17 protein-coding genes and 3 tRNA genes are annotated in these 17,705 nt (G+C 70.0%); 5 read left to right on the top strand and 15 right to left on the bottom strand.

What is annotated here, in order from left to right; translation table 11 throughout:
* Window positions 1-15: 15 nt before the first annotated feature.
* The gene (locus FO059_RS13200) at window positions 16-231 is read left to right on the top strand and encodes a DUF3618 domain-containing protein (protein WP_143909430.1); all 216 of its coding nucleotides are present in this window, start codon (window positions 16-18) and stop codon (window positions 229-231) included.
* 159 nt (window positions 232-390) lie between these two features.
* Here the strand turns inward: FO059_RS13200 and FO059_RS13195 are convergent, their stop codons facing one another.
* The 3 genes from FO059_RS13195 to FO059_RS13185 all read right to left on the bottom strand — a co-directional run bounded on the left by FO059_RS13195 (window position 391) and on the right by FO059_RS13185 (window position 1,512).
* The gene (locus FO059_RS13195; RefSeq protein WP_143909427.1) at window positions 391-939 is read right to left on the bottom strand and encodes a DUF3558 family protein; all 549 of its coding nucleotides are present in this window, start codon (window positions 937-939) and stop codon (window positions 391-393) included.
* Window positions 936-1,286, bottom strand: a complete 351-nt coding sequence (locus FO059_RS13190) for a hypothetical protein (protein WP_143909425.1) — start codon at window positions 1,284-1,286, stop codon at window positions 936-938. The genes FO059_RS13195 and FO059_RS13190 overlap by 4 nt, the downstream gene beginning before the upstream one ends.
* Before the next feature lie 150 nt (window positions 1,287-1,436).
* Window positions 1,437-1,512, bottom strand: a tRNA-Lys gene (locus FO059_RS13185).
* A gap of 335 nt (window positions 1,513-1,847) precedes the next feature.
* On the opposite strand from FO059_RS13185, the gene FO059_RS13180 reads away from it, so the two are divergent.
* The gene (locus FO059_RS13180) at window positions 1,848-2,987 is read left to right on the top strand and encodes a L,D-transpeptidase (RefSeq protein ID WP_233266725.1); all 1,140 of its coding nucleotides are present in this window, start codon (window positions 1,848-1,850) and stop codon (window positions 2,985-2,987) included.
* Window positions 2,988-3,144: 157 nt separating this feature from the next.
* Window positions 3,145-3,897 carry a hypothetical protein gene (locus FO059_RS13175; protein ID WP_143909423.1) on the top strand — a complete coding sequence of 251 codons (753 nt, stop codon included), beginning with the start codon at window positions 3,145-3,147 and terminating at the stop codon, window positions 3,895-3,897.
* A gap of 93 nt (window positions 3,898-3,990) precedes the next feature.
* On the opposite strand, the gene FO059_RS13170 is transcribed toward FO059_RS13175, so the two are convergent.
* The 9 genes from FO059_RS13170 to FO059_RS18555 all read right to left on the bottom strand — a co-directional run bounded on the left by FO059_RS13170 (window position 3,991) and on the right by FO059_RS18555 (window position 13,055).
* A complete protein-coding gene (locus FO059_RS13170) occupies window positions 3,991-4,956 on the bottom strand; it encodes a threonine/serine dehydratase (protein WP_143909421.1) in 966 nt (321 codons plus the stop codon).
* A 223-nt stretch (window positions 4,957-5,179) separates the two neighbouring features.
* Window positions 5,180-5,255: transfer RNA gene (locus FO059_RS13165), tRNA-His, on the bottom strand.
* Between the two features lie 133 nt (window positions 5,256-5,388).
* Window positions 5,389-6,000, bottom strand: a complete 612-nt coding sequence (orn, locus tag FO059_RS13160) for an oligoribonuclease (protein WP_168226626.1) — start codon at window positions 5,998-6,000, stop codon at window positions 5,389-5,391.
* Between the two features lie 58 nt (window positions 6,001-6,058).
* Entirely contained in the window at window positions 6,059-6,862 is an 804-nt protein-coding gene (gene cmrA / locus FO059_RS13155; RefSeq protein WP_143909417.1) for a mycolate reductase, read from the bottom strand.
* Between the two features lie 71 nt (window positions 6,863-6,933).
* On the bottom strand, window positions 6,934-7,983 hold the full coding sequence (locus FO059_RS13150) for an alcohol dehydrogenase catalytic domain-containing protein (RefSeq protein WP_143909415.1): 1,050 nt from the start codon (window positions 7,981-7,983) through the stop codon (window positions 6,934-6,936).
* Between the two features lie 121 nt (window positions 7,984-8,104).
* The gene (locus FO059_RS13145; RefSeq protein WP_143909413.1) at window positions 8,105-9,124 is read right to left on the bottom strand and encodes an esterase/lipase family protein; all 1,020 of its coding nucleotides are present in this window, start codon (window positions 9,122-9,124) and stop codon (window positions 8,105-8,107) included.
* A gap of 33 nt (window positions 9,125-9,157) precedes the next feature.
* A complete protein-coding gene (locus tag FO059_RS13140; RefSeq protein WP_158726395.1) occupies window positions 9,158-10,240 on the bottom strand; it encodes an esterase/lipase family protein in 1,083 nt (360 codons plus the stop codon).
* A gap of 198 nt (window positions 10,241-10,438) precedes the next feature.
* On the bottom strand, window positions 10,439-12,451 hold the full coding sequence (locus FO059_RS13135; RefSeq protein ID WP_143909409.1) for an NADPH-dependent 2,4-dienoyl-CoA reductase: 2,013 nt from the start codon (window positions 12,449-12,451) through the stop codon (window positions 10,439-10,441).
* A 37-nt stretch (window positions 12,452-12,488) separates the two neighbouring features.
* Window positions 12,489-13,055: a PadR family transcriptional regulator gene (locus FO059_RS18555; protein ID WP_143909407.1), complete on the bottom strand. Its 567-nt coding sequence runs from the start codon at window positions 13,053-13,055 to the stop codon at window positions 12,489-12,491.
* A 336-nt stretch (window positions 13,056-13,391) separates the two neighbouring features.
* On the opposite strand from FO059_RS18555, the gene thpD reads away from it, so the two are divergent.
* Both thpD and FO059_RS13120 read left to right on the top strand, forming a co-directional pair.
* Window positions 13,392-14,261 carry an ectoine hydroxylase gene (gene thpD / locus FO059_RS13125; protein WP_372497849.1) on the top strand — a complete coding sequence of 290 codons (870 nt, stop codon included), beginning with the start codon at window positions 13,392-13,394 and terminating at the stop codon, window positions 14,259-14,261.
* 110 nt (window positions 14,262-14,371) lie between these two features.
* A complete protein-coding gene (locus tag FO059_RS13120) occupies window positions 14,372-15,283 on the top strand; it encodes a universal stress protein (protein WP_143909403.1) in 912 nt (303 codons plus the stop codon).
* Between the two features lie 82 nt (window positions 15,284-15,365).
* Here FO059_RS13120 and FO059_RS13115 read toward each other — a convergent pair whose 3' ends face one another.
* The 3 genes from FO059_RS13115 to FO059_RS13105 form a co-directional block, all read right to left on the bottom strand.
* On the bottom strand, window positions 15,366-17,051 hold the full coding sequence (locus FO059_RS13115; RefSeq protein WP_143909401.1) for an alpha/beta hydrolase: 1,686 nt from the start codon (window positions 17,049-17,051) through the stop codon (window positions 15,366-15,368).
* A 41-nt stretch (window positions 17,052-17,092) separates the two neighbouring features.
* Window positions 17,093-17,392 carry a hypothetical protein gene (locus FO059_RS13110; RefSeq protein ID WP_143909399.1) on the bottom strand — a complete coding sequence of 100 codons (300 nt, stop codon included), beginning with the start codon at window positions 17,390-17,392 and terminating at the stop codon, window positions 17,093-17,095.
* Window positions 17,393-17,605: 213 nt separating this feature from the next.
* A tRNA-Arg gene (locus tag FO059_RS13105) sits at window positions 17,606-17,679 on the bottom strand.
* Window positions 17,680-17,705: the final 26 nt, after the last annotated feature.

The following is a 17,705-nucleotide window of genomic DNA, read 5'->3' as shown; positions in this document are numbered from 1 at the left end:
GTCGATGGAGGACACGTGGCCAGGGACACCGACGCAATCGAGCGCGACATCGAGCGTGCGCGCGAAGAACTCGCCGCCACGCTCGACGAGCTGGCCACGCGCCCCAAGCGCATGGCGGACTCCCTCAAGGAACGGGTGATGGCCTCGGTGTCTTCGCCGGCGGTGCGGTACGGGCTCATCGGCACCGGCGTAGTGGTCGTGGGGCTCGTGGTGGTCAAGATCGTGCGCTGAACGATCTGGGCTGAGGGCGCCTGCGCTCAGTGCGCCGCGCCGGGCGGCGGCGCGACCGCAGTGACACGAAGTCCACATTCTGTGACCCTCGGATGGTGGTTTGCCACCATCCGAGGTACGTGGAATGTGGATTTCGTGTCATCCGGGTGTCGATGTGCGTCAGTGGTCCATGAGCCGGGTGACGAGCGCGGCAGCGAGCGTGCGGGTCTGGTCGCAGTCGCGAGTGGGGCTGACGTCGGCATCACCGCGAGGGCCGCCGATGACGTGGACGAACCCGAAGTCGACTGTGACGAGAACATGGCAGTCCTGCCGTACGCCGTCGTGGTCACGGATGGACATCTGCGCCGGGCGCCCCGCCACCTCTGTGGGGAGAACCTCGCCGGACGCTTCCAGAACCCGCTGCACCCATCTCCTGGTCGAGCCGTCGGCGTGTTCGAGCTGGGACATGACGGAGACGGCGAGCATGGCGTTACCGTAAGTGCACCCGCTTGAACTTGGATCCCGGTCGATTGGAACGTGCGGTGCGAGTCGTAGCCCTCGAGTCGTAAACCACTCAAGCATGTCATCGGTGCAAGGGTCGGCCAACGCAGGAGCGGGCGCGGCCCCCGGGTGCGATGAAATCGGCGGTGCGGTCGCGGTAGAGGTGTCCGCGCACGATGCAGTAAGTGCGACGCCGGCAATCGCCAGGCCGATGATGCGGACCCTCATCCGTTCGGTCGACCGGCTATCAAAGCGTCTTCGAGGTTCCGTGCCGTGAACGTGTCCGCCGCCATCAGCTCGGCGGCGCTGGACCGTACCCAGGCGGCGAGATCGCGGGCCATCTGGGCGAACTCCCGCAGCCGTATGACCGCGGACCCGTTGTCGCCCACGGCGAGGTCCAGGTACATCTGTTGAAGCTGCAGGATCGAGGGGAGCGTGCCCCACGGTTGGCGGCTATAGATTCTATTGAATCTGACTGCAAGGAGTTCCAACTCTTCAGCCGCGCGATCGTAGGCCCCCGCGATGGTGTCGACGGCGTCTTGAGTGATGACGAGTTCGTCGGTGCTGTCTGTCAATGATCCCCCCCGGTGTCGACAGGTGCGGGATCACGGTACCCGAGGGTGCCGGCGTCCGTGTCGAAGGAAACCGGATCGAATCGTGTCGCCGGCCTTCATGACAGCAACGCGAAACCCCCGCCCGGATGATCATCCGGACGGGGGCTTCGGTGGTACGCCGTCGGGGGCTCGAACCCCGGACCCGCTGATTAAGAGTCAGCTGCTCTACCAACTGAGCTAACGGCGCGTGCATGCCTTGCGAGCGAGTCCGGCGTCGAGTGCCGCACCCCGTTCGCTCGGTGCGTTGGAAACAGTATCAGGCCCGCAGACGATGACAAAAGCGTGGGGCGTGGGTGTGGCGTACGTCGCTATTGCGGCGCGGTGTTCCCGCAGGTCCCTCCATTGATGGCATCATATACAGCACGTCTGCTGTGATGATGGGAACATTCGGGCGTGCAGACGCTCCCGGTCGGCGCAGGGGCGGTCGGAGTCGTGTCTTTCGATTGTGAAACGGAGTCGTGTGTGAAGGCGAGCTGGGGACGCGTATGGGGGCGCCGTCATGCTGTTGCCGTTGTCGGTCTCGTGGCGTTGGTGGGGGCCACGTCGGCGTGCACGATCGGCGGGGATTCCGATTCCGCCACGGCGCCCGAGACACCCGAGAAGGTCGCCGCGGAAGTCGAGTTCGCGGTGCCGGACGGGGCGACCGGCGTCTCACCGATCGAGCCCGTGTCGCTGACTGTGGCCGACGGCACGCTCACCGGCGTGACGATGAGCAACCCGCAGGGCGAGAAGGTCGAGGGTGAGTTGGCGCCCGACGGCCAGTCGTGGACCACCGATGAATACCTCGGCTACGGCACCACGTACACGGTGCAGGCGCAGGCGCAGGGCGAGGCGGGGCCCGTGACGGAGACCGCGAAGTTCACGACGATTCAGCCGGACAATCTGACGGCCGCGTACATGCTGCCGTTCGGCGGTCAGACGGTCGGCGTGGGCCAGCCGGCCGTGGTGCAGTTCGACGAGCCCATCCCGGACCGCATGGCGGCGCAGGAGGCGATCACCATAACGGCTGATCCGCCGGTGGAAGGCGCCTTCTACTGGGTGTCGAACAAGGAGGTGCACTGGCGCCCCAAGGAGTACTGGCAGCCCGGCACCGACGTGACGGTGGACGTCAACACCTACGGCAAGGACCTCGGGGGAGGGCTCTACGGCCAGGAGGACGCCCACGCGACCTTCGCGATCGGCGACTCGGTGATCGCCATCGCCGATGACAACACGAAGATGATCACGATCTCGCGCAACGGCGAGGTCATCAAGACCATGCCCACGTCGATGGGCAAGAACATGTTCCCGACGCCCAACGGCACGTACATCATCGGGGAGAAGCACGACGAGATCATCATGGACTCGTCCACGTACGGCCTGTCGATCGACGACCCGAACGGCTACAAGACTCCGGTGGAGTGGGCCACCCGCATGTCGTACGGCGGCATCTTCGTGCACTCCGCTCCGTGGTCGGTGTGGGCGCAGGGCAGCCAGAACACGAGCCACGGTTGCCTCAACGTGAGCCCGTCGAACGCCAAATGGTTCTTCGACAACCTCAACCGTGGTGACATCGTCGTCGTCAAGAACACGGTGGGCGGGACACTGTCCGGCATCGAGGGACTCGGCGACTGGAACATCCCGTGGGAGAAGTGGCAGGCCGGTAACGCAGACGTCGCGTAGCCGGACCCGACCAGCATCTGAAACCTGTTGCAATCAGATCCGGACGTTCGTATAGTCTCTACTCAGTGTGACTCACTTCATGCTGAGCGCCTGCGGTGTCACACGACTCGGCCCCAAAGCGGCCGGGCCATGTCACGCCAAGGGGATGGAGACCACAGTGAGCCGTAGGACCTTTACGAGGATCGCCGCCGCCGGCGCGAGCGCCGCCCTGATAGCCACTGGGATGAGCGTCGCGATGGGGACGGGTGTGGCGAGTGCGTACGACGCTGAAACGTGCGCGACGAGCGCCCAACGTAGTTACGACAATTTTGGCTCATTCGGAACTGACTATTACCTCAGCAAAGAGATCCTCAATGACGGCGTCGTCGCACCTGACGGCACGGTCACGTTCCTGATCAAGTCGTGGGGAGCCGGCGCGTTGATCAGTGAATTGCGGGACTTCCACCCGGAAGGATTCGAGCTTGAGAAGGCCGAAATCAATGTGAGCTGGGTCCTCGGTGGTCAGGGGTGGGAGGACGCGACCGCGCGCGCGGTCGAGAGTGGTAACAGGGTCTCCGTTCGCGGTGCCGGTTGGACCACCGCCGGCGGCGCGACGGCAGCGCTGCGTACAACCTATCGGGCGCCGAGCGATCTCGAGCCGGGCACGAAGGTCGACGCGGGCGGGGCGGGGTTCAACGTCGTTCTGGCTGGCGGTGACCACGACTGGACCGATCTGAACCTCTGCGCAACCGTGCGCGCCAAGAACGCCGGCGAGCAGGTGTCCGGCAGTCTGGACAATGCGGGACTCGGCTCGGTGAACACTGCGAGCGCCAACGCGTTCGGATCGCTCACCGATCCGCAGGGGTCGATCGCCGGGATCATCAACAACCTCGACTTCGGCAAGATCATCGGCGGGGCGATGGGTAGCTGACCCGCGACCGACGAACACGGGCCTGCCGAGTATTCGGCAGGCCCGTGTTGCCGTCAAGCGGTCTACTCGGGGAATGCCCGGTCTGCTGCGCGCTCAGCGCAGGTCCGACGGGTCCGTGTTCGCCCCGCACAGCACGACGCACACCCGCTCATCGGCGGCCGGCCGATACCCGTCGCCGCCGATCCCCGCGAGCGCCGCGCCGGCCGCGTGCTCCACCACCAGACGGTGCTCGTCCCACAACCGTTGTCGCGCCCGCACGATCGCGTCGTCGGAGACCAGGACGGAGCGCACGTCGCCGTGCTGGGCCGCTGCCACGGCGATTGCGGACGCGCGACGGCCGCCCAGGGAATCCGCGGCGACCCCGCCCACTTCGACCTCCACCGGCCCGCCTGCCTCCAGGGCGGCGTGCAGGGTGGGGGCGCGCTCCGGCTCGACGGCGACCACGCGGATCCCGTGATGGCCGGCCACCGCGGCGATTCCCGAGAACAGTCCGCCGCCACCGACGGCGACGGCCACGGTGTCGAGCGCCGGGACCTGCTCGACTATCTCCAGCATCACGGTGCCCGCCCCGGCGGCGATGAACGGATCGTCGTACGCGTGCGACTTGAGCGCGCCCGACTCGTCGGCGAAGGCGTCGCACGCATCCCACGCGTTCGCGAACGGCCCGTCGATCAGGCGCACGTCGGCCCCGTACTGCGTGAGCCGATCGATCTTCAGCCGCGGCACCGATGACGGCACGAAGACGGTGGCACGCACGTCGTGCTGAGCTGCCGACCACGCGCAGGCCATCCCGGCGTTGCCGCCCGACGCGATCGTCACCCCGGCCGCGGGGAAGGTGCCTGCCTCGTGGTGGGCGCGGATGAAGTTCTGGGCGCCGCGGGCCTTGAACGTGCCCGTGTACTGGAGCTGCTCGAGCGCGAAGAACTCGGTCGGGGCAGGGGAGCCCGTGGGTTCGGCGGGGGCGGAGGGCTCGGCGGGGACGACCGCCACCCGGCGCACGGTTCCGCGGATCCTGGCCGCCGCCGCCTCGACATCCTCGTACTTCAGGCGCTCCGCCATCCGCGGGCTCCTCTCCGACGTGGCACGAATGAACTTCCGAGTCCGATGGTAGGCGGCGACCCGCACGGTCGAGCCGGATGACGAAGTGCGTTCGGGAGGCGGGATGCGCTGTGCGGTCGGAACGAAGGCCAGCGCCGGACCCGCCAGCAACCGGACCAGCAAACGAAAACAAGGCCCGGACTCCGGTCGAAGGCGAACCTTCGGCCGCGAGTCCGGGCCTTGGTGGGGTGAGCGACGGGGCTCGAACCCGCGACATCTGGGATCACAACCCAGTGCTCTACCAGCTGAGCTACGCCCACCATCGGATCACGATCGGATCCGTCGGGCACAAGTACTCGACGGCTCCACAACGCGAAGCCACGGACGATACTAGCGTGCGTGCACGCCTGCGGTCTAATCGGCAGGTCGGGAGGCTGAGCCGCCGTGCGTGCCCTAGGCGGAGCCGTCCGTGGGCGCCATGGACGCGGCGACCTCGGCGACTTCCTCGGACGTCGGTCCGGGATCGGGGACGAACGCGGTCTTGCGGTAGAACCGCAGCTCGTCGATGGACTCGCGGATGTCGGAGAGCGCCCGGTGCGCCAGGCCCTTCTCCGGCTTGCCGAAGTAGATCCGCGGGTACCAGCGGCGGCACAGCTCCTTGATGGAGCTCACGTCCACCATGCGGTAGTGGAGGAACCCGTCGAGATCCGGCATGTCCCGCGCGATGAATCCGCGGTCGGTGCCGATGGTGTTGCCGGCCAGCGGTGCCGTGCCCTCGCCGGAAATGTGCTCGCGCAGGTAGGCGAGCACGATCTTCTCCGCCTCCGCCATGGTCACCGCCGAGGCGCGGACCTCCTCGGTCAGGCCCGACTTGGCGTGCATCTCCTGCACCACGGGGGGCATGTTCGCCAGGGCTTCGTCGTCGGCGTGGATGACCACGTCGACCCCGTCGCCCAGAATGTTCAGCTCGCCGTCGGTCACAAGGGCCGCGATCTCGATGAGCTTGTCGGAGCCCAGATCCAGGCCGGTCATCTCACAGTCGATCCACACCAGTTTGTCCTGCACGGGACTCACCTTATCCGCGACGGCCGGACGGCATGCGCGCACCGGGGGAACAGCCGGCCTACCCGCCGAGTTTCTTGTAGAACGTGCCGACGATGGGTGCCACCACGGCGCGCGGGCTGTACTGCCCCGCGGTGGACATGGCCTTGCCGAGCACCCCGGGTACCACGCGCATCTTGTTGCCCGCGAGCCCGTCGAGAGACAGCTTGGCGGTGTACTCGCTCGAGATCCAGAAGAAGTCCGGCACGAGCCTGTCGACGATCGACGCGTCGGCGGGGTCCGGCTCCTCGGTGCGCACCGGGCCCGGCGCCAGCAACGTCACGTGCACCCCTTTCCCGCGCAGCTCGTGGCGCAGCGATTCGGAGAAGGTGTTCGCGAAGGCCTTCGTCGCCGCGTAGGTGGCGTTGTGGGGGATCGGCATGTTCCCGGCCGCCGATCCGGTGATGAGGATCCCGCCGGTGCCGCGGGCGATCATCCCTGGCAGCACGGCCAGCGTCAGATCATGCACCGCCACCGCGTTGAGCTCCACCTGGGCGCGTTCGTATCCGGGGTCCAGCTGCGCGACGGGGCCGAACGTGGCGATCCCCGCGTTGTTGCACAGGATGCTGACGGTGCGGCCGGACAGCTCGTCCACCAGCATCGTGCGTGCATCGCGGTCGGCCAGGTCGACGCCGCGCACCTCCACCAGCACGCCGAACTCGTCGGTGAGCCGCGCGGCCAGGCCGTCCATGACCTCCTTGCGCCGCGCGACGAGGATCAGGTTGTGCCCGCGCGCGGCGAGCTCCGCTGCGAGGGCCTCGCCGATTCCGGAGGAGGCCCCCGTGACGACGGCGCGTGCCTCGGGCGTGGGTGCGGGCAGGCTCATGCGGGTGCTCCAGTGTTCGGTGTGCGGACGGGGCCGGGCGCGACGTCGGGAACGTCCGGCGGTGGCTGATTCTAGGGCGTGACCATGGTCTTGATGGATTTGCGGAGGGTCATCATCTCGTAGGCGTCGCCCACATTGCCCAGCGGCACGGCCCTGTCGAAGACGAGGCCGGGGGAGATGCGACCGGCGAGGACGTCGGGCAGCAGCTCGTCGATGTACGGGCGGGCGGGGGCCATGCCGCCTGCCAGGTGGAAGTTGTGCGGGAAGATCGCGCCGATGTGCAGCGCGGGGTCGGTGGCGGGCACGCCGACGAAACCCAGGTGGCCGCCGGGCCGCAGCACGCCGAGCGACTGCCGCATCGACTCCTCGGTGCCCACGCATTCCAGGACCGAGTCGGCCAGGCGGCCGCCGAGCAGGTCGCACACCGCGGCCACGCCCTCGTCGCCGCGCTGGTCGACGACGTCTGTGGCGCCGAACCTTCTGGCGAGGGTCTGCCTGTCGGGCCGCCGCGACATCGCGACGATCCTGCCCGCCCCCAGCCGCTGTGCGGCCAGTACGCCGGAGAGCCCCACGGCGCCGTCGCCCACGACGACGACGGTGCCGCCCTCGGTGACGTTCGCGCAGCGTGCCGCGTGGTGGCCGGTGGGCAGGACGTCCGAGAGCGCGAGCAGGTCGCGGTAGTCGCCCACCTCCGGCTGCTGCGGCAGGGGCACGAGCGTGCCGTCGGCGAAGGGGACCCGGATGTATTCGGCCTGTGCGCCGCCGAGCTGCCGGCCGTCGGCGCCCGCCGCGCCCCACACGCCCAGGTTGTCGCACGAGCTGGTCAGTCCGCGTTCACAATTCGTGCACGTGCCGTCGCTGTGCGTGAACGGGGCGATGACGAAGCGGCCGGCCTCGACGCGCTCCACCTGCGAGCCGACCTCTTCGACGACGCCGATGAACTCGTGTCCGATGGGGCGCGGCTCGGGTGTGGCGCGCTCGCCCCGGTACGACCACAGGTCCGACCCGCACACGCACGCGCGCTCGATCCGCACGAGGGCATCCGTGGGCTGTTCGATCGTGGGGTCGGGCACTTCCTCGACGCGCACGTCGCGGGGGCCGTGGATGATCGTGGCGCGCATGCTGGGTGCTCCTCCTCGCGTTGCCGGTGCAGGCAGCCGCCAGCGTAGCGCGGTACGGCCGGAGCCCCGCCGGCCCGCGCTCCGCCTCCGGAGGCGCGGGGGCGTCGGGATCCCACGCCGGTCACAGCGCGGGCATGGGGAACGGCAGCGAGCTCGGCGGCGGGCAGAACACCGTGTGGCTCGCCGCGTATCCCGGATCCAGCGCGGACAGCACGATGTATGCCGCGGCCGGGTCGCTCGGGATGTTCCCGTGCGCGGTCATGTCGCCCGGGCACAGGCTCTGCACCCAGACGTTGTGCACCGTCGCGCCGGGGCCGGCCGTCAAGAACGTCGCTTCAGGCGGCGTGGAGACCATGTCGACCCGATCCCCGACCGCCGTGTAGTGCACGCCGGGCTGCGTGTCGCCTCCGGCGTTGAGCTCGGTCATGAACGGACTCCCGACCAGCTGCTGTCGCACAGCCGTCGAGAACACCGCCGCCACGGCGTCTCCGGCGACGGGGTTGCCCGCCGCAAGGTTGGAGAGCCCGGAGATGGTGGTCCCGTGATTGGTTCCGACGAGGGTGATCAGGTTCAGCACCTTGTTGTCGGCGGGATCGGCGGGATCGGTGCCGCCGTTGAACTTCAGGTATTGACGACTCATCGGCCCGCCCTGCGAATGCGCCACGATGTCCACCTGATCGGTCCCGGTCGCGGCGAGCACTTCGTCGACGTAGACCGCGAGCTCCCCGGCGGATTTGGCGATGTCCGCCACCGCGAAATAGCCTGGGATGCCGCTGGCCAGGCTCGCCGGGTCCTTCCCGTAGTTCAGCGCGAAGACGCAATACCCATCGGCCTTCAACTCGGGGGAGAGGACGTTCCAGCGGTTCATGTTGCCGTAGGTTCCGTGCACCAGCACGACCGCGCGGGGATGTTCCGCAGTCGGCTTGCAGTTCCAATCGTTGGCGCCGGGTGGAGGCACGCTGCCGTCCTCCGGTGGTGGGGACGGTGGCGCGGGCGGTGGTTCGGCGGCGTTGGCGATCGGCGCGGTGCCCGCGATCGGCGCGAGCACAAGCGCCGCGGTCGACAGGATCGAACCCATGAGGTTCCGGCGACGTCGACGCGGCGAAGCGGATCGACCGGTGCGCCACTTCGGTGAGGTCATGCTTTCGCTCCTTCTCTGTGAGAACCGGCCGGGTCATCGCCCTGGAACGGCGGCGGCCACCGGCGTCGGCGCGGGGATCGGCAGGGATACCGGGATCGGCAGGGATGACGGGTCCGGCGCCGGGCAGGTGACCTGGTGCGTATCCGCGTAGCCCGGGCTCAACGTGGACAACACGATGAAGATGGCGGCGGGGTCGAACGGCATCCGGCCGTGCCGTGTCGTGTCGTCCGGGCAGAGGCTCTGCACCCAGACGTTGCGCACCGTCGCACCGGGGCCGGCCGTCAAGAACGTCGCCTCCGGGGGTGTGGACACCAGGTCGACTTCATCTCCGATGGCCGTGTAATGGACGCCGGGCTGGGTGTCGCCGTCGGCATTGAGATGGGTGATGAACCGGCTTCCTGCCAGCTGTTGCACGGTGGCCTCTCCGACCACCGGCTCCACGAGGTCGACGGCGAGCTGATTGCCGGCGACCAGATTCGTCAGCCCGGAAATGGTGGTGCCGTGGTTGGTTCCGGAGATGGTTATCAGGTGCAGAACCTTGTTCTGCGTGGGGTCCTGCGCATTCGTGCCGCCGTTGAATCGCAGATACTGCCGACTCATCGGTGCGCCTTGCGAATGCGCCACCATGTCCACCCGGACGGTCCCGGTCGCGGCGAGGACCCTGTCCACGAACTCGGCGAGCTGCCCCGCGGACTCTGCGATGTCGGCGGTCGCGAAGTATCCCGGGATCCGGCCGGCCACGCTCGAGAGGTCCCGGCCGTAGTTCAGGGTGAAGACGCAGAACCCTTCGGCCTTGAGCGCCGGGGACATGGCGTTCCAGGTGTCCTGGTTGCTGTAGGTCCCGTGCACCAGCACGACCGCGCGCGGATGCTCGGCCGTCGGTTCGCAGCTCCAGTCGTTCGCGCCGGGCGGTGGCATGCTTCCGTCCTCCGGTGGCGCGCCCGGAACGGGAGACGCTTCGGCGGCCGGGAGTGCGGAGGTCAGCGGGGGTGCGATCGACGATGCGAAGGCCAACGCCGTCGTGGCGGCGATGGCACCCCCGTGCCGCCACCGGCGTCGGCGCCTGCGCGCGGTGTGGGTGGTCGGGTGGCGCGCGGCGCTCGAGGTGGACGTCATGGTCCGGTTCCTTCGCTGGCGAGAGTTCCGCGGAACCGCACCGGACCCGGTCACGGTGCGGTCAGGCGATGGACACGCGAATTCTAGCATCTAGAATTAATGACCGCCTGTGTATCCGGATTCTCCCTTGTTCAGCGTTCCGCGGTTATGGGGAAAGCCAGCTGCAGGACGTCGGTCGCTTCCACGCGCGTGACCGGCTCAGATCGCGGCCGCCACCTCGGTGCCCTGTTTGATGGCGCGCTTGGCGTCGAGTTCGGCGGCGACGTCGGCGCCGCCGATCACGTGGTGGGTGACGCCCCGCGCGGCCAGCTGGTCGACGAGCCCGCGCACAGGTTCCTGTCCGGCGCACACGACCACCGTGTCGACGCCGAGCACGCGGTAGTCGTCGCCGACGCGCAGGTGCAGCCCGTCGTCGTCGATCTTGAGGTATTCGACCCCGGCGAGCTGTTCTACCCCCTTGGCCTTGAGCGCCGCGCGGTGCACCCAGCCGGTCGTCTTGCCGAGGTCCTTGCCGATGCGGCTGGTCTTGCGCTGGCACAGGTAGACACGCCGCGGCGACGGCGCAGGCCGCGGCGCGGTGAGCGCGCCGGGCGCCTCCTCGTCGTAGGTCACGCCCCACTCGCGCATCCACTCGTCGAGGTCCAGGGTCGGGGAGGCGTCGTGGGTGAGGAACTCGCTGACGTCGACGCCGATGCCGCCGGCGCCGATCACCGCCACCGAGCCGCCCGCGGTGCGCCCGCCCAGGACAAGCTCGGAGTAGGTGACGGCCTTGGGATGGTCGATGCCCTCGATGCGCGGGATGCGCGGGGCGACCCCGGTGGCGACGACGACCTCGTCGAACCCGGCCAGGTCGTCGATGCCTGCGCGCGTGCCCAGGCGCAGTTCCACGCCGGTGATCGCGATGCGGCGCGTGAAGAAGCGGATGGTCTCGGCGAACTCCTCCTTGCCGGGGATGCGCCGCGCGATCTCGAACTGTCCGCCGATCCGGTCGGACGCCTCGAACAGCGTCACCGCGTGCCCGCGCTCCGCGAGGGTGGTGGCCGCGGCCAGCCCGGCCGGTCCGGCGCCCACCACGGCCACGGACTTCGTGGAGCGGGTCGGCCCCAGCGTCAGGATGGTCTCGTGGCAGGCGCGTGGATTTACCAGGCACGATGCGGTCTTGTTCTCGAAGGTGTGGTCCAGGCAGGCCTGGTTGCAGGCGATGCACGTGTTGATCTCGTCGGCGCGCCCCGCGGAGGCCTTGCGCGCCCACTCGGGGTCGGCCAGCATCGGGCGGGCCAGCGATACGAGTTCGACCGCGCTGGACGTGAGGATCTCCTCCGCGGTCTCCGGCATGTTGATCCGGTTGGACGCGCACACCGGGATGCCCACCTCTTTGGCGAGCCGCTCGGTGAAGTCGACGAAGGCCGCGCGCGGCACCGACGTGACGATGGTGGGCACCCGCGCCTCGTGCCAGCCGATGTCGGTGTTGATGATGGTGACCCCGGCCGATTCCAGCTCGCGGGCCAGCGCCGTGATCTCGGCCCACGTCTGGCCGCCGGAGACGAGGTCCGCCATGGAGAGGCGGAACATCACGATGAAGTCCGCGCCCACGGCCTCGCGCACCGCACGTGCGATGGCCACCGCGATGCGCCGGCGGTTCTCTGCGGATCCGCCCCACCGGTCGCTGCGCTTGTTGACGCGCTCCGCCAGGAACTGGTTGATGAAATAGCCCTCGCCGCCCATGATCTCGACGCCGTCGTACCCGGCACTGCGGGCCAGGCGCGCCGACCGGGCGAAGTCGCGGATCACCTTCTCGATGCCGCGTCCGCTCAGCGCGCGGGGCCTGAACGGATTGATGGGGGACTTGACGGCCGACGCGGACACCGACAGCGGCCAATACGAGTAGCGGCCGGCGTGCAGGAGCTGCAGCGCGATCTTCCCGCCCTCGGCGTGCACGGCGTCGGTGATCTTCCGGTGGCGCCGCGCGTGCTGGTGGCTGGTCATCATCGCGCCGAACGGGATCAGCCAGCCTTCGTGGTTGGGCGCGTACCCGCCGGTGACGATGAGGCCGGCCCCGCCGCGGGCGCGCTCGGCGTAGAACTCGGCGAGCCTGCCGATGTGCTTGGCGCGGTCCTCGAGGCCCGTGTGCATCGAACCCATGACGACCCGATTGCGCAGCGTTGTGAATCCGAGGTCCAGCGGACTGAACAGGGCGGGGTATGCGGTCAAAGCGGGCCTTTCGTCGGGCCGGGCGGGGCCGGCGGGGTCAGGGGCGGACGGTCTCGGCGCCGTCCAGTACGGTGCCGTCCAGTGCGGAGGAGACCTCGTCGCACCACTCGACCAGCGATTCCTCGATGCGGATACCGCCGCGCAGGACCAGGAACTGGTGGAGTTGCAGCGGCGCGAGGGCGTGCGGGTCGGGGAAGTCCTTGGCGAGCATCCGGCGGTATGCCTCCAGCCGGGCGCGGTGTTCGGTGCGGTGCCGGCGCACTTCGGCGAGCACCGCCGACGCGTCCCCGTGCGAGGCGGCGCGGATCTTGACGCTGAGCTCATCGCGGATGGTGGACAGATCCGACGGCCGCGTCAGCCAGTCGCGCAGCTCGGCGGCGCCGGGGCCGCCCACCGCGTAGACCTTCTTGTCCGGCCGCCCGCTCTGCGGAACGGCCTCGCAGGTCACCCAGTCGTCGGCGGCCATGCGCTTGAGCGTCCGGTAGATCTGCTGGTGGCTGGCGCCGTAGAAGAAGCCGATGGACTTGTCGAACCGGCGCGCGAGCTCGTAGCCGCTGCCGGCGCGTTCCGACAGGGCGACGAGGATCGCGTGCTCCAGTGCCACGCAGGAACCGTACCTATGCACGTGGTTGCAGTGCAACTTGTTGCATAGGCGGCCATGCGTGCGGGCGGTCCACGGCGGAGCCGACCCGGACGTGCACGCGTGGCGGTGAAGCGATATAGGTGGGGTACGGCCCGAGTCGGCGGCGCCGCTCGTGCGGTGGTGACCGTCCCGGGGAGCAGCACTGAAGAGCGGAGGTTCCGTCAGACAATGCGTACCGATTCCCAACAGCACCCGTACCGCGCGACGCCGGCGGCACCGACCGGTCGCGTCCCGCGTTCCCGCATCGCCGACCGGTATCCCACCCGGTCGTCGGCGTGCGTGGAGCCGGGAGGCCGGGTGCGCTGGATCGATCGGCCGCACTCGGTGGTGTGGTCGGAGGGCCGGGACGGCGCCGCGGACGGGCCGCTGAGCGCGGGCGAGCTGCGCGGCCACGAGGAGAAGGGGTACACCGTCGTGCCCGGGCTCCTTTCACCGGCGGAGGTGCAGCAGTACTGGTCGGAGCTCGAGCGGCTGACCGGGGACCCGGCACTCGTGGAGGACCATCGGGTGGTCCGGGAACCCGGGTCGGGGGCGATCCGGTCGATCTTCGAGGTGCACCGCATCTCCGGGATGATCTCCGGGCTCGCGAGGGACCCGCGCGTACTGGGCGCGGCCCGCCAGATCCTGGGGTCGGACGTGTACATCCATCAGAGCCGCATCAACTACATGCCGGGGTTCGAAGGAAACGGGTTCTACTGGCATTCGGACTTCGAGACGTGGCACGCGGAGGACGGGCTGCCCACGCCGCGGGCGGTCAGCCTGTCCATCGCGCTGACCGACAACTACCCGTTCAACGGCGGCCTGATGGTGATGCCGGGCTCGCACCGGCACTTCGTTCCGGGGCAGGGCGAGACCCCGTCGGACAATCACCGCCGTTCCCTGGTCATGCAGAACGTCGGGGTGCCCGGCCACGACGACGTCACCGAGCTCGCCGCCGAGTACGGGATCGACCAGTTCACCGGCGCCGCCGGAGCGGGCCTGTGGTTCGACTCGAACATCATGCACGGCTCCGGCAACAACATCACTCCCTATCCGCGTTCGAACATCTTCCTGGTCTTCAACAGCGTCGACAACGCGCCCGTCGACCCGTTCGAGGCGGAAGCGCCGCGTCCGGCGCACATCGCGGCGCGGGATACGACCCCGATTCCGCGGCGCGGGGCGCGATAGCCCGCAGCAGGTCGTCGTCCCGGTTCCTCGCGCCTTCACCATGCGCCCGGTCTAGTCTGAGGCCGGTGTCCGCACCTCGAACGCACTCGCACCACGACGGGGAGGGCGAAATGACGCAGCAACGCGCGGGAGACGAGGGATCGTCGGTCGGAGTGTTCGCCGCGGTCGACGGCTCCACGGCGGCGCTCGGGGCGGCGCGGTGGGCGGCCCTGCACGCACGCTGTCACGCCCGTCCGCTGACGATCGGCTGCGCGGTCCAGCTGCCGGTGCCATCCGGTGAGGCCGGAAGTGCGCGTACGGATTTCCTCGATGCGCTGCGCAAGCGGTGCGAGCGCGCACTCGACCGGGCGCAGGAGGTGGCGCGGGGGGTCCTGGGACCGGATCACCGGGTGACGACGCGCCTGCGGGAGGGGCCGCCGACCCCCGCGATCCTCGACCTGGCCGGTGATGCCGACCTGGTGGTGCTGGGCGATCGCGGGCTGGGCGAGTCGCCGGAGCGCGCCGCCGGCTCGGTGACATCGGCTCTGATCGCCTACGGCGCACGCCCTGTCGCCGTCGTCCGCGGATGGACCGGAGCCGAGGAGTCGCTGGGCGCCGGGCCCATCGTGGTCGGGGTCGACGGGTCGCCGCACTGCACGGCCGCCCTCGAGTTCGGGCTGGCGGAGGCGCAGGCGCGCGGCGCCGACCTGGAGGTGGTGCACGCGTGGAGCGACGTTCCGCTGACCGGCCTGGACGAGCCGCATCTGCAGTGGGAATCGATCCAGGAGCGTGAGGACGCGGTCCTGGCAGAGTCGCTCGCGGGATGGCAGGAACGATTCCCCGGAGTGACGATCCGCCGTGAGGTGGTGCATGACCGTCCGGTGCGGCACCTGCTCGGCCACGCCGACGACGCACAGCTGCTGGTGGTGGGCCACCGGGGGCGCGGAGGTTTCACCGGCATGATGGTCGGCTCCACCTCGCGCGCCCTGCTGCACTCCGCGCCCTGCCCCCTCGTCGTGGTGCGCGACCCCGGCGAGCGCTGACCCGATCGGCGCCCGACCCGTCGCATGCCGGCCGGGTCGGGCATCGACCACGTTCGCCCGGGGGAGGGCCTTTCCGATCTTCCTATCTGCGGATGAGGTTCCCGGTGCGCCCGGAGACCACGGCCGCCATGTTGTAGGTGGATGTGCGCAGCCCGCCGTCCGGGCCGGGACGGGTGTAGTCGCCGTGCTCCGACGCGCCGTCGAGATGTCTGCCGTCGGGGGCCGTCGCCTCGTCCGCGGACAGCTGCACGAACGACGAGAGCGCGCCGGGATCAGGGCCGAACTGGTCCAGCACCCGGGTCAGTGCAGGAGCGGACGGCGACTCCAGTGCGCCGATGTCCGCGATCTCGTCATCGTCCGCCTCCAGCACGTACGCGTGATGCGGGGCGAGCCCCAGATCGCCGGGATCATCCGCCATCACACCCGGGGAACCGTAGAAGACGACGTCGTCCACGGCCCCGCCGATAGCGGGGTTCTGCAGGGCCAGGCTGGTCGTGATCGAACCGTACGAGTGGCCGAGCGCGGTGATGTGCGGATCGGGGTGCTGCGACGCCGCCTGGAGCCCGTCCAAGAACGGGGCCAGACGGGCGGCGCCGTCGCGCGCGGTGCCCGGCGTGACCGTGTCCATCAGGCCGGATGCCAGCTCGGCGGGATCGTCGCCCGGGAGCTGCGGCGCGTCGTACCCGATCCAGGCGATCGCTGCGATGTCGTCGGCCGCCCCGCCCGGGTTCGGCGCGGCGCCGTCGGCGATCTGCGCCGCCGCGGCGGCGCGTAGCACTTCGGCCTCGTCGACCATCGTCGCGAGTGAACCCTCGACGGTCGTGTTGACGCCGGGCGTGGTGACGGCGAGGTGCTCGGCGGTGTCCGGGTCGCCGACGGCGACGGCCGCCCGGCCGCGGGCGCCGCCGCGCATGTCCAGGGTCATGAGCCGGGCCGCCGGGTTCGCGGCCATCACGGTGCGGACCGTCTCGAGGTCGCGGAGCTTCGCCCGAGCCCGGGTGAGCTGCGCGTCGGCGTGGGCACGACGGGCTCTGTCGGCCTCGCGCTCGAGCCGGTCCTCCTCGGTGTCCAGCAGGTGCATGTTGGCGCGGTGGCGGGCGTCGGCGGGGATGCCGTCGAGAGCCCCCACCGCGGCGGGGCGCACCGCGATCAGCTCGGCCTGCTCGCCGTGGCCCAAGGACCGCCAGTACTCGCGGTTGTCGGCCGGCGTACCGGACGGCACGGTGGGAGCGGCGCCCGCCGCGGCCGTCATGGCGGACAGCGCACCGACGCCGCCGTCGCCCCAGCCGGCGGCGCGCACCGGGTCCGTGCGGGACATCGCGGCGTCGACCGCGGCGGCCGCATCGGCGTCGACCGCGGCGAAGCCGTCGAGGGCTTCCGTGATCCGGATCGCGGCGAGCCTGGCCTTGCTCTCCAGCTCCGGATGGTGCCAGGAGACGCGGACGGCGGCCGACGCCTCGTCCACGAACACACCTTCCACGACGGCCTCCTGGACCTCGCCGAGGACTTCGGAGCGTGCGATGCGCAGTCGCTCGTAGGCGTCCGCGAGGCATGCGCCGACGCGGTGTTCGCGGCCGGCGGCGGCATCACCGCGGGACTCGGCGGAACGGACGGACCCGCGCGCGACCTCCGCCGCGGCTCCGCACCACGAACCGAACAGCCGCCGCGCCGACCGTTCGACGTCGTCACGGGCGGCGGCCAACCGCACAGCGCCGGTGTCGGCGGCATTGGCGGCGGCACGCACGCTGCTGATATCGAGCGCCCGCACCTCAGCGATGCTGAGACGGCGGGATGCGATAGCAGGTGAGGTCACTGTGCGCCCCCGTCTGCCGGCCAGGACACCGCCCCGGCGATCGCCTGCTCGGCTCGCGCATAGGCGTCGGCGTTGGATGACGCGGCGTGGGCCAACGAGGACAGTTCCCCGGCGAACGCGCGGTGCGCTTCGCGCAGCGGCCCGGCCGCCCGCGCGAGCGCCGCGCCGACGGCCGACCCCGCGAGGGCCTCGGCGGCTGCGGACAACCGTGCCGCGGACTCGATCGCCCCCACCGCCGTCGATTCCTCCGAGGCCGAAGCCCCGAAGGCGCGGAGCGCATCCACGTCCACGCTCAACGGCCCGTCATCCGTCCCTGTCCCGGTTCCGGTCCCGGCTGGATTCTTCGGTTCCACTACGGCCTCCCCCCGTCGACGGCGCCACCCCCCGCGGCGCCGTCGACTACTACGACGCAACGACGGGGCCGTCGGTTCCGCCGGGGCGGGCCGGGAGAGCATTGGGAGAGTGGCACCGGCCGACGGGCAACCACTTCGGATTCGTACAGGTCACGGCGCCCCCGGCAGGACTCGAACCTGCGACCTAGAGATTAGAAGGCTCTTGCTCTATCCACCTGAGCTACGGAGGCCGGTCCCGGGCGGTCCCGGGACGAGT

Source organism: Tomitella fengzijianii, from assembly GCF_007559025.1.
GTDB lineage: Bacteria > Actinomycetota > Actinomycetes > Mycobacteriales > Mycobacteriaceae > Tomitella > Tomitella fengzijianii.
This window is presented reverse-complemented; position numbering and strand designations above follow the sequence as displayed.

Coding starts and splice junctions, on each gene's coding strand:
- FO059_RS13195 (WP_143909427.1), bottom strand. CDS start 939: ATGAGGGTCCGCATCATCGGCCTGGCGATTGCCGGCGTCGCACTTACT.
- FO059_RS13170 (WP_143909421.1), bottom strand. CDS start 4,956: ATGGCGGAGCGCCTGAAGTACGAGGATGTCGAGGCGGCGGCGGCCAGG.
- cmrA (WP_143909417.1), bottom strand. CDS start 6,862: ATGAGCCTGCCCGCACCCACGCCCGAGGCACGCGCCGTCGTCACGGGG.
- FO059_RS13150 (WP_143909415.1), bottom strand. CDS start 7,983: ATGCGCGCCACGATCATCCACGGCCCCCGCGACGTGCGCGTCGAGGAA.
- FO059_RS13145 (WP_143909413.1), bottom strand. CDS start 9,124: ATGACCTCACCGAAGTGGCGCACCGGTCGATCCGCTTCGCCGCGTCGA.
- FO059_RS13140 (WP_158726395.1), bottom strand. CDS start 10,240: ATGACGTCCACCTCGAGCGCCGCGCGCCACCCGACCACCCACACCGCG.
- FO059_RS13120 (WP_143909403.1), top strand. CDS start 14,372: ATGACGCAGCAACGCGCGGGAGACGAGGGATCGTCGGTCGGAGTGTTC.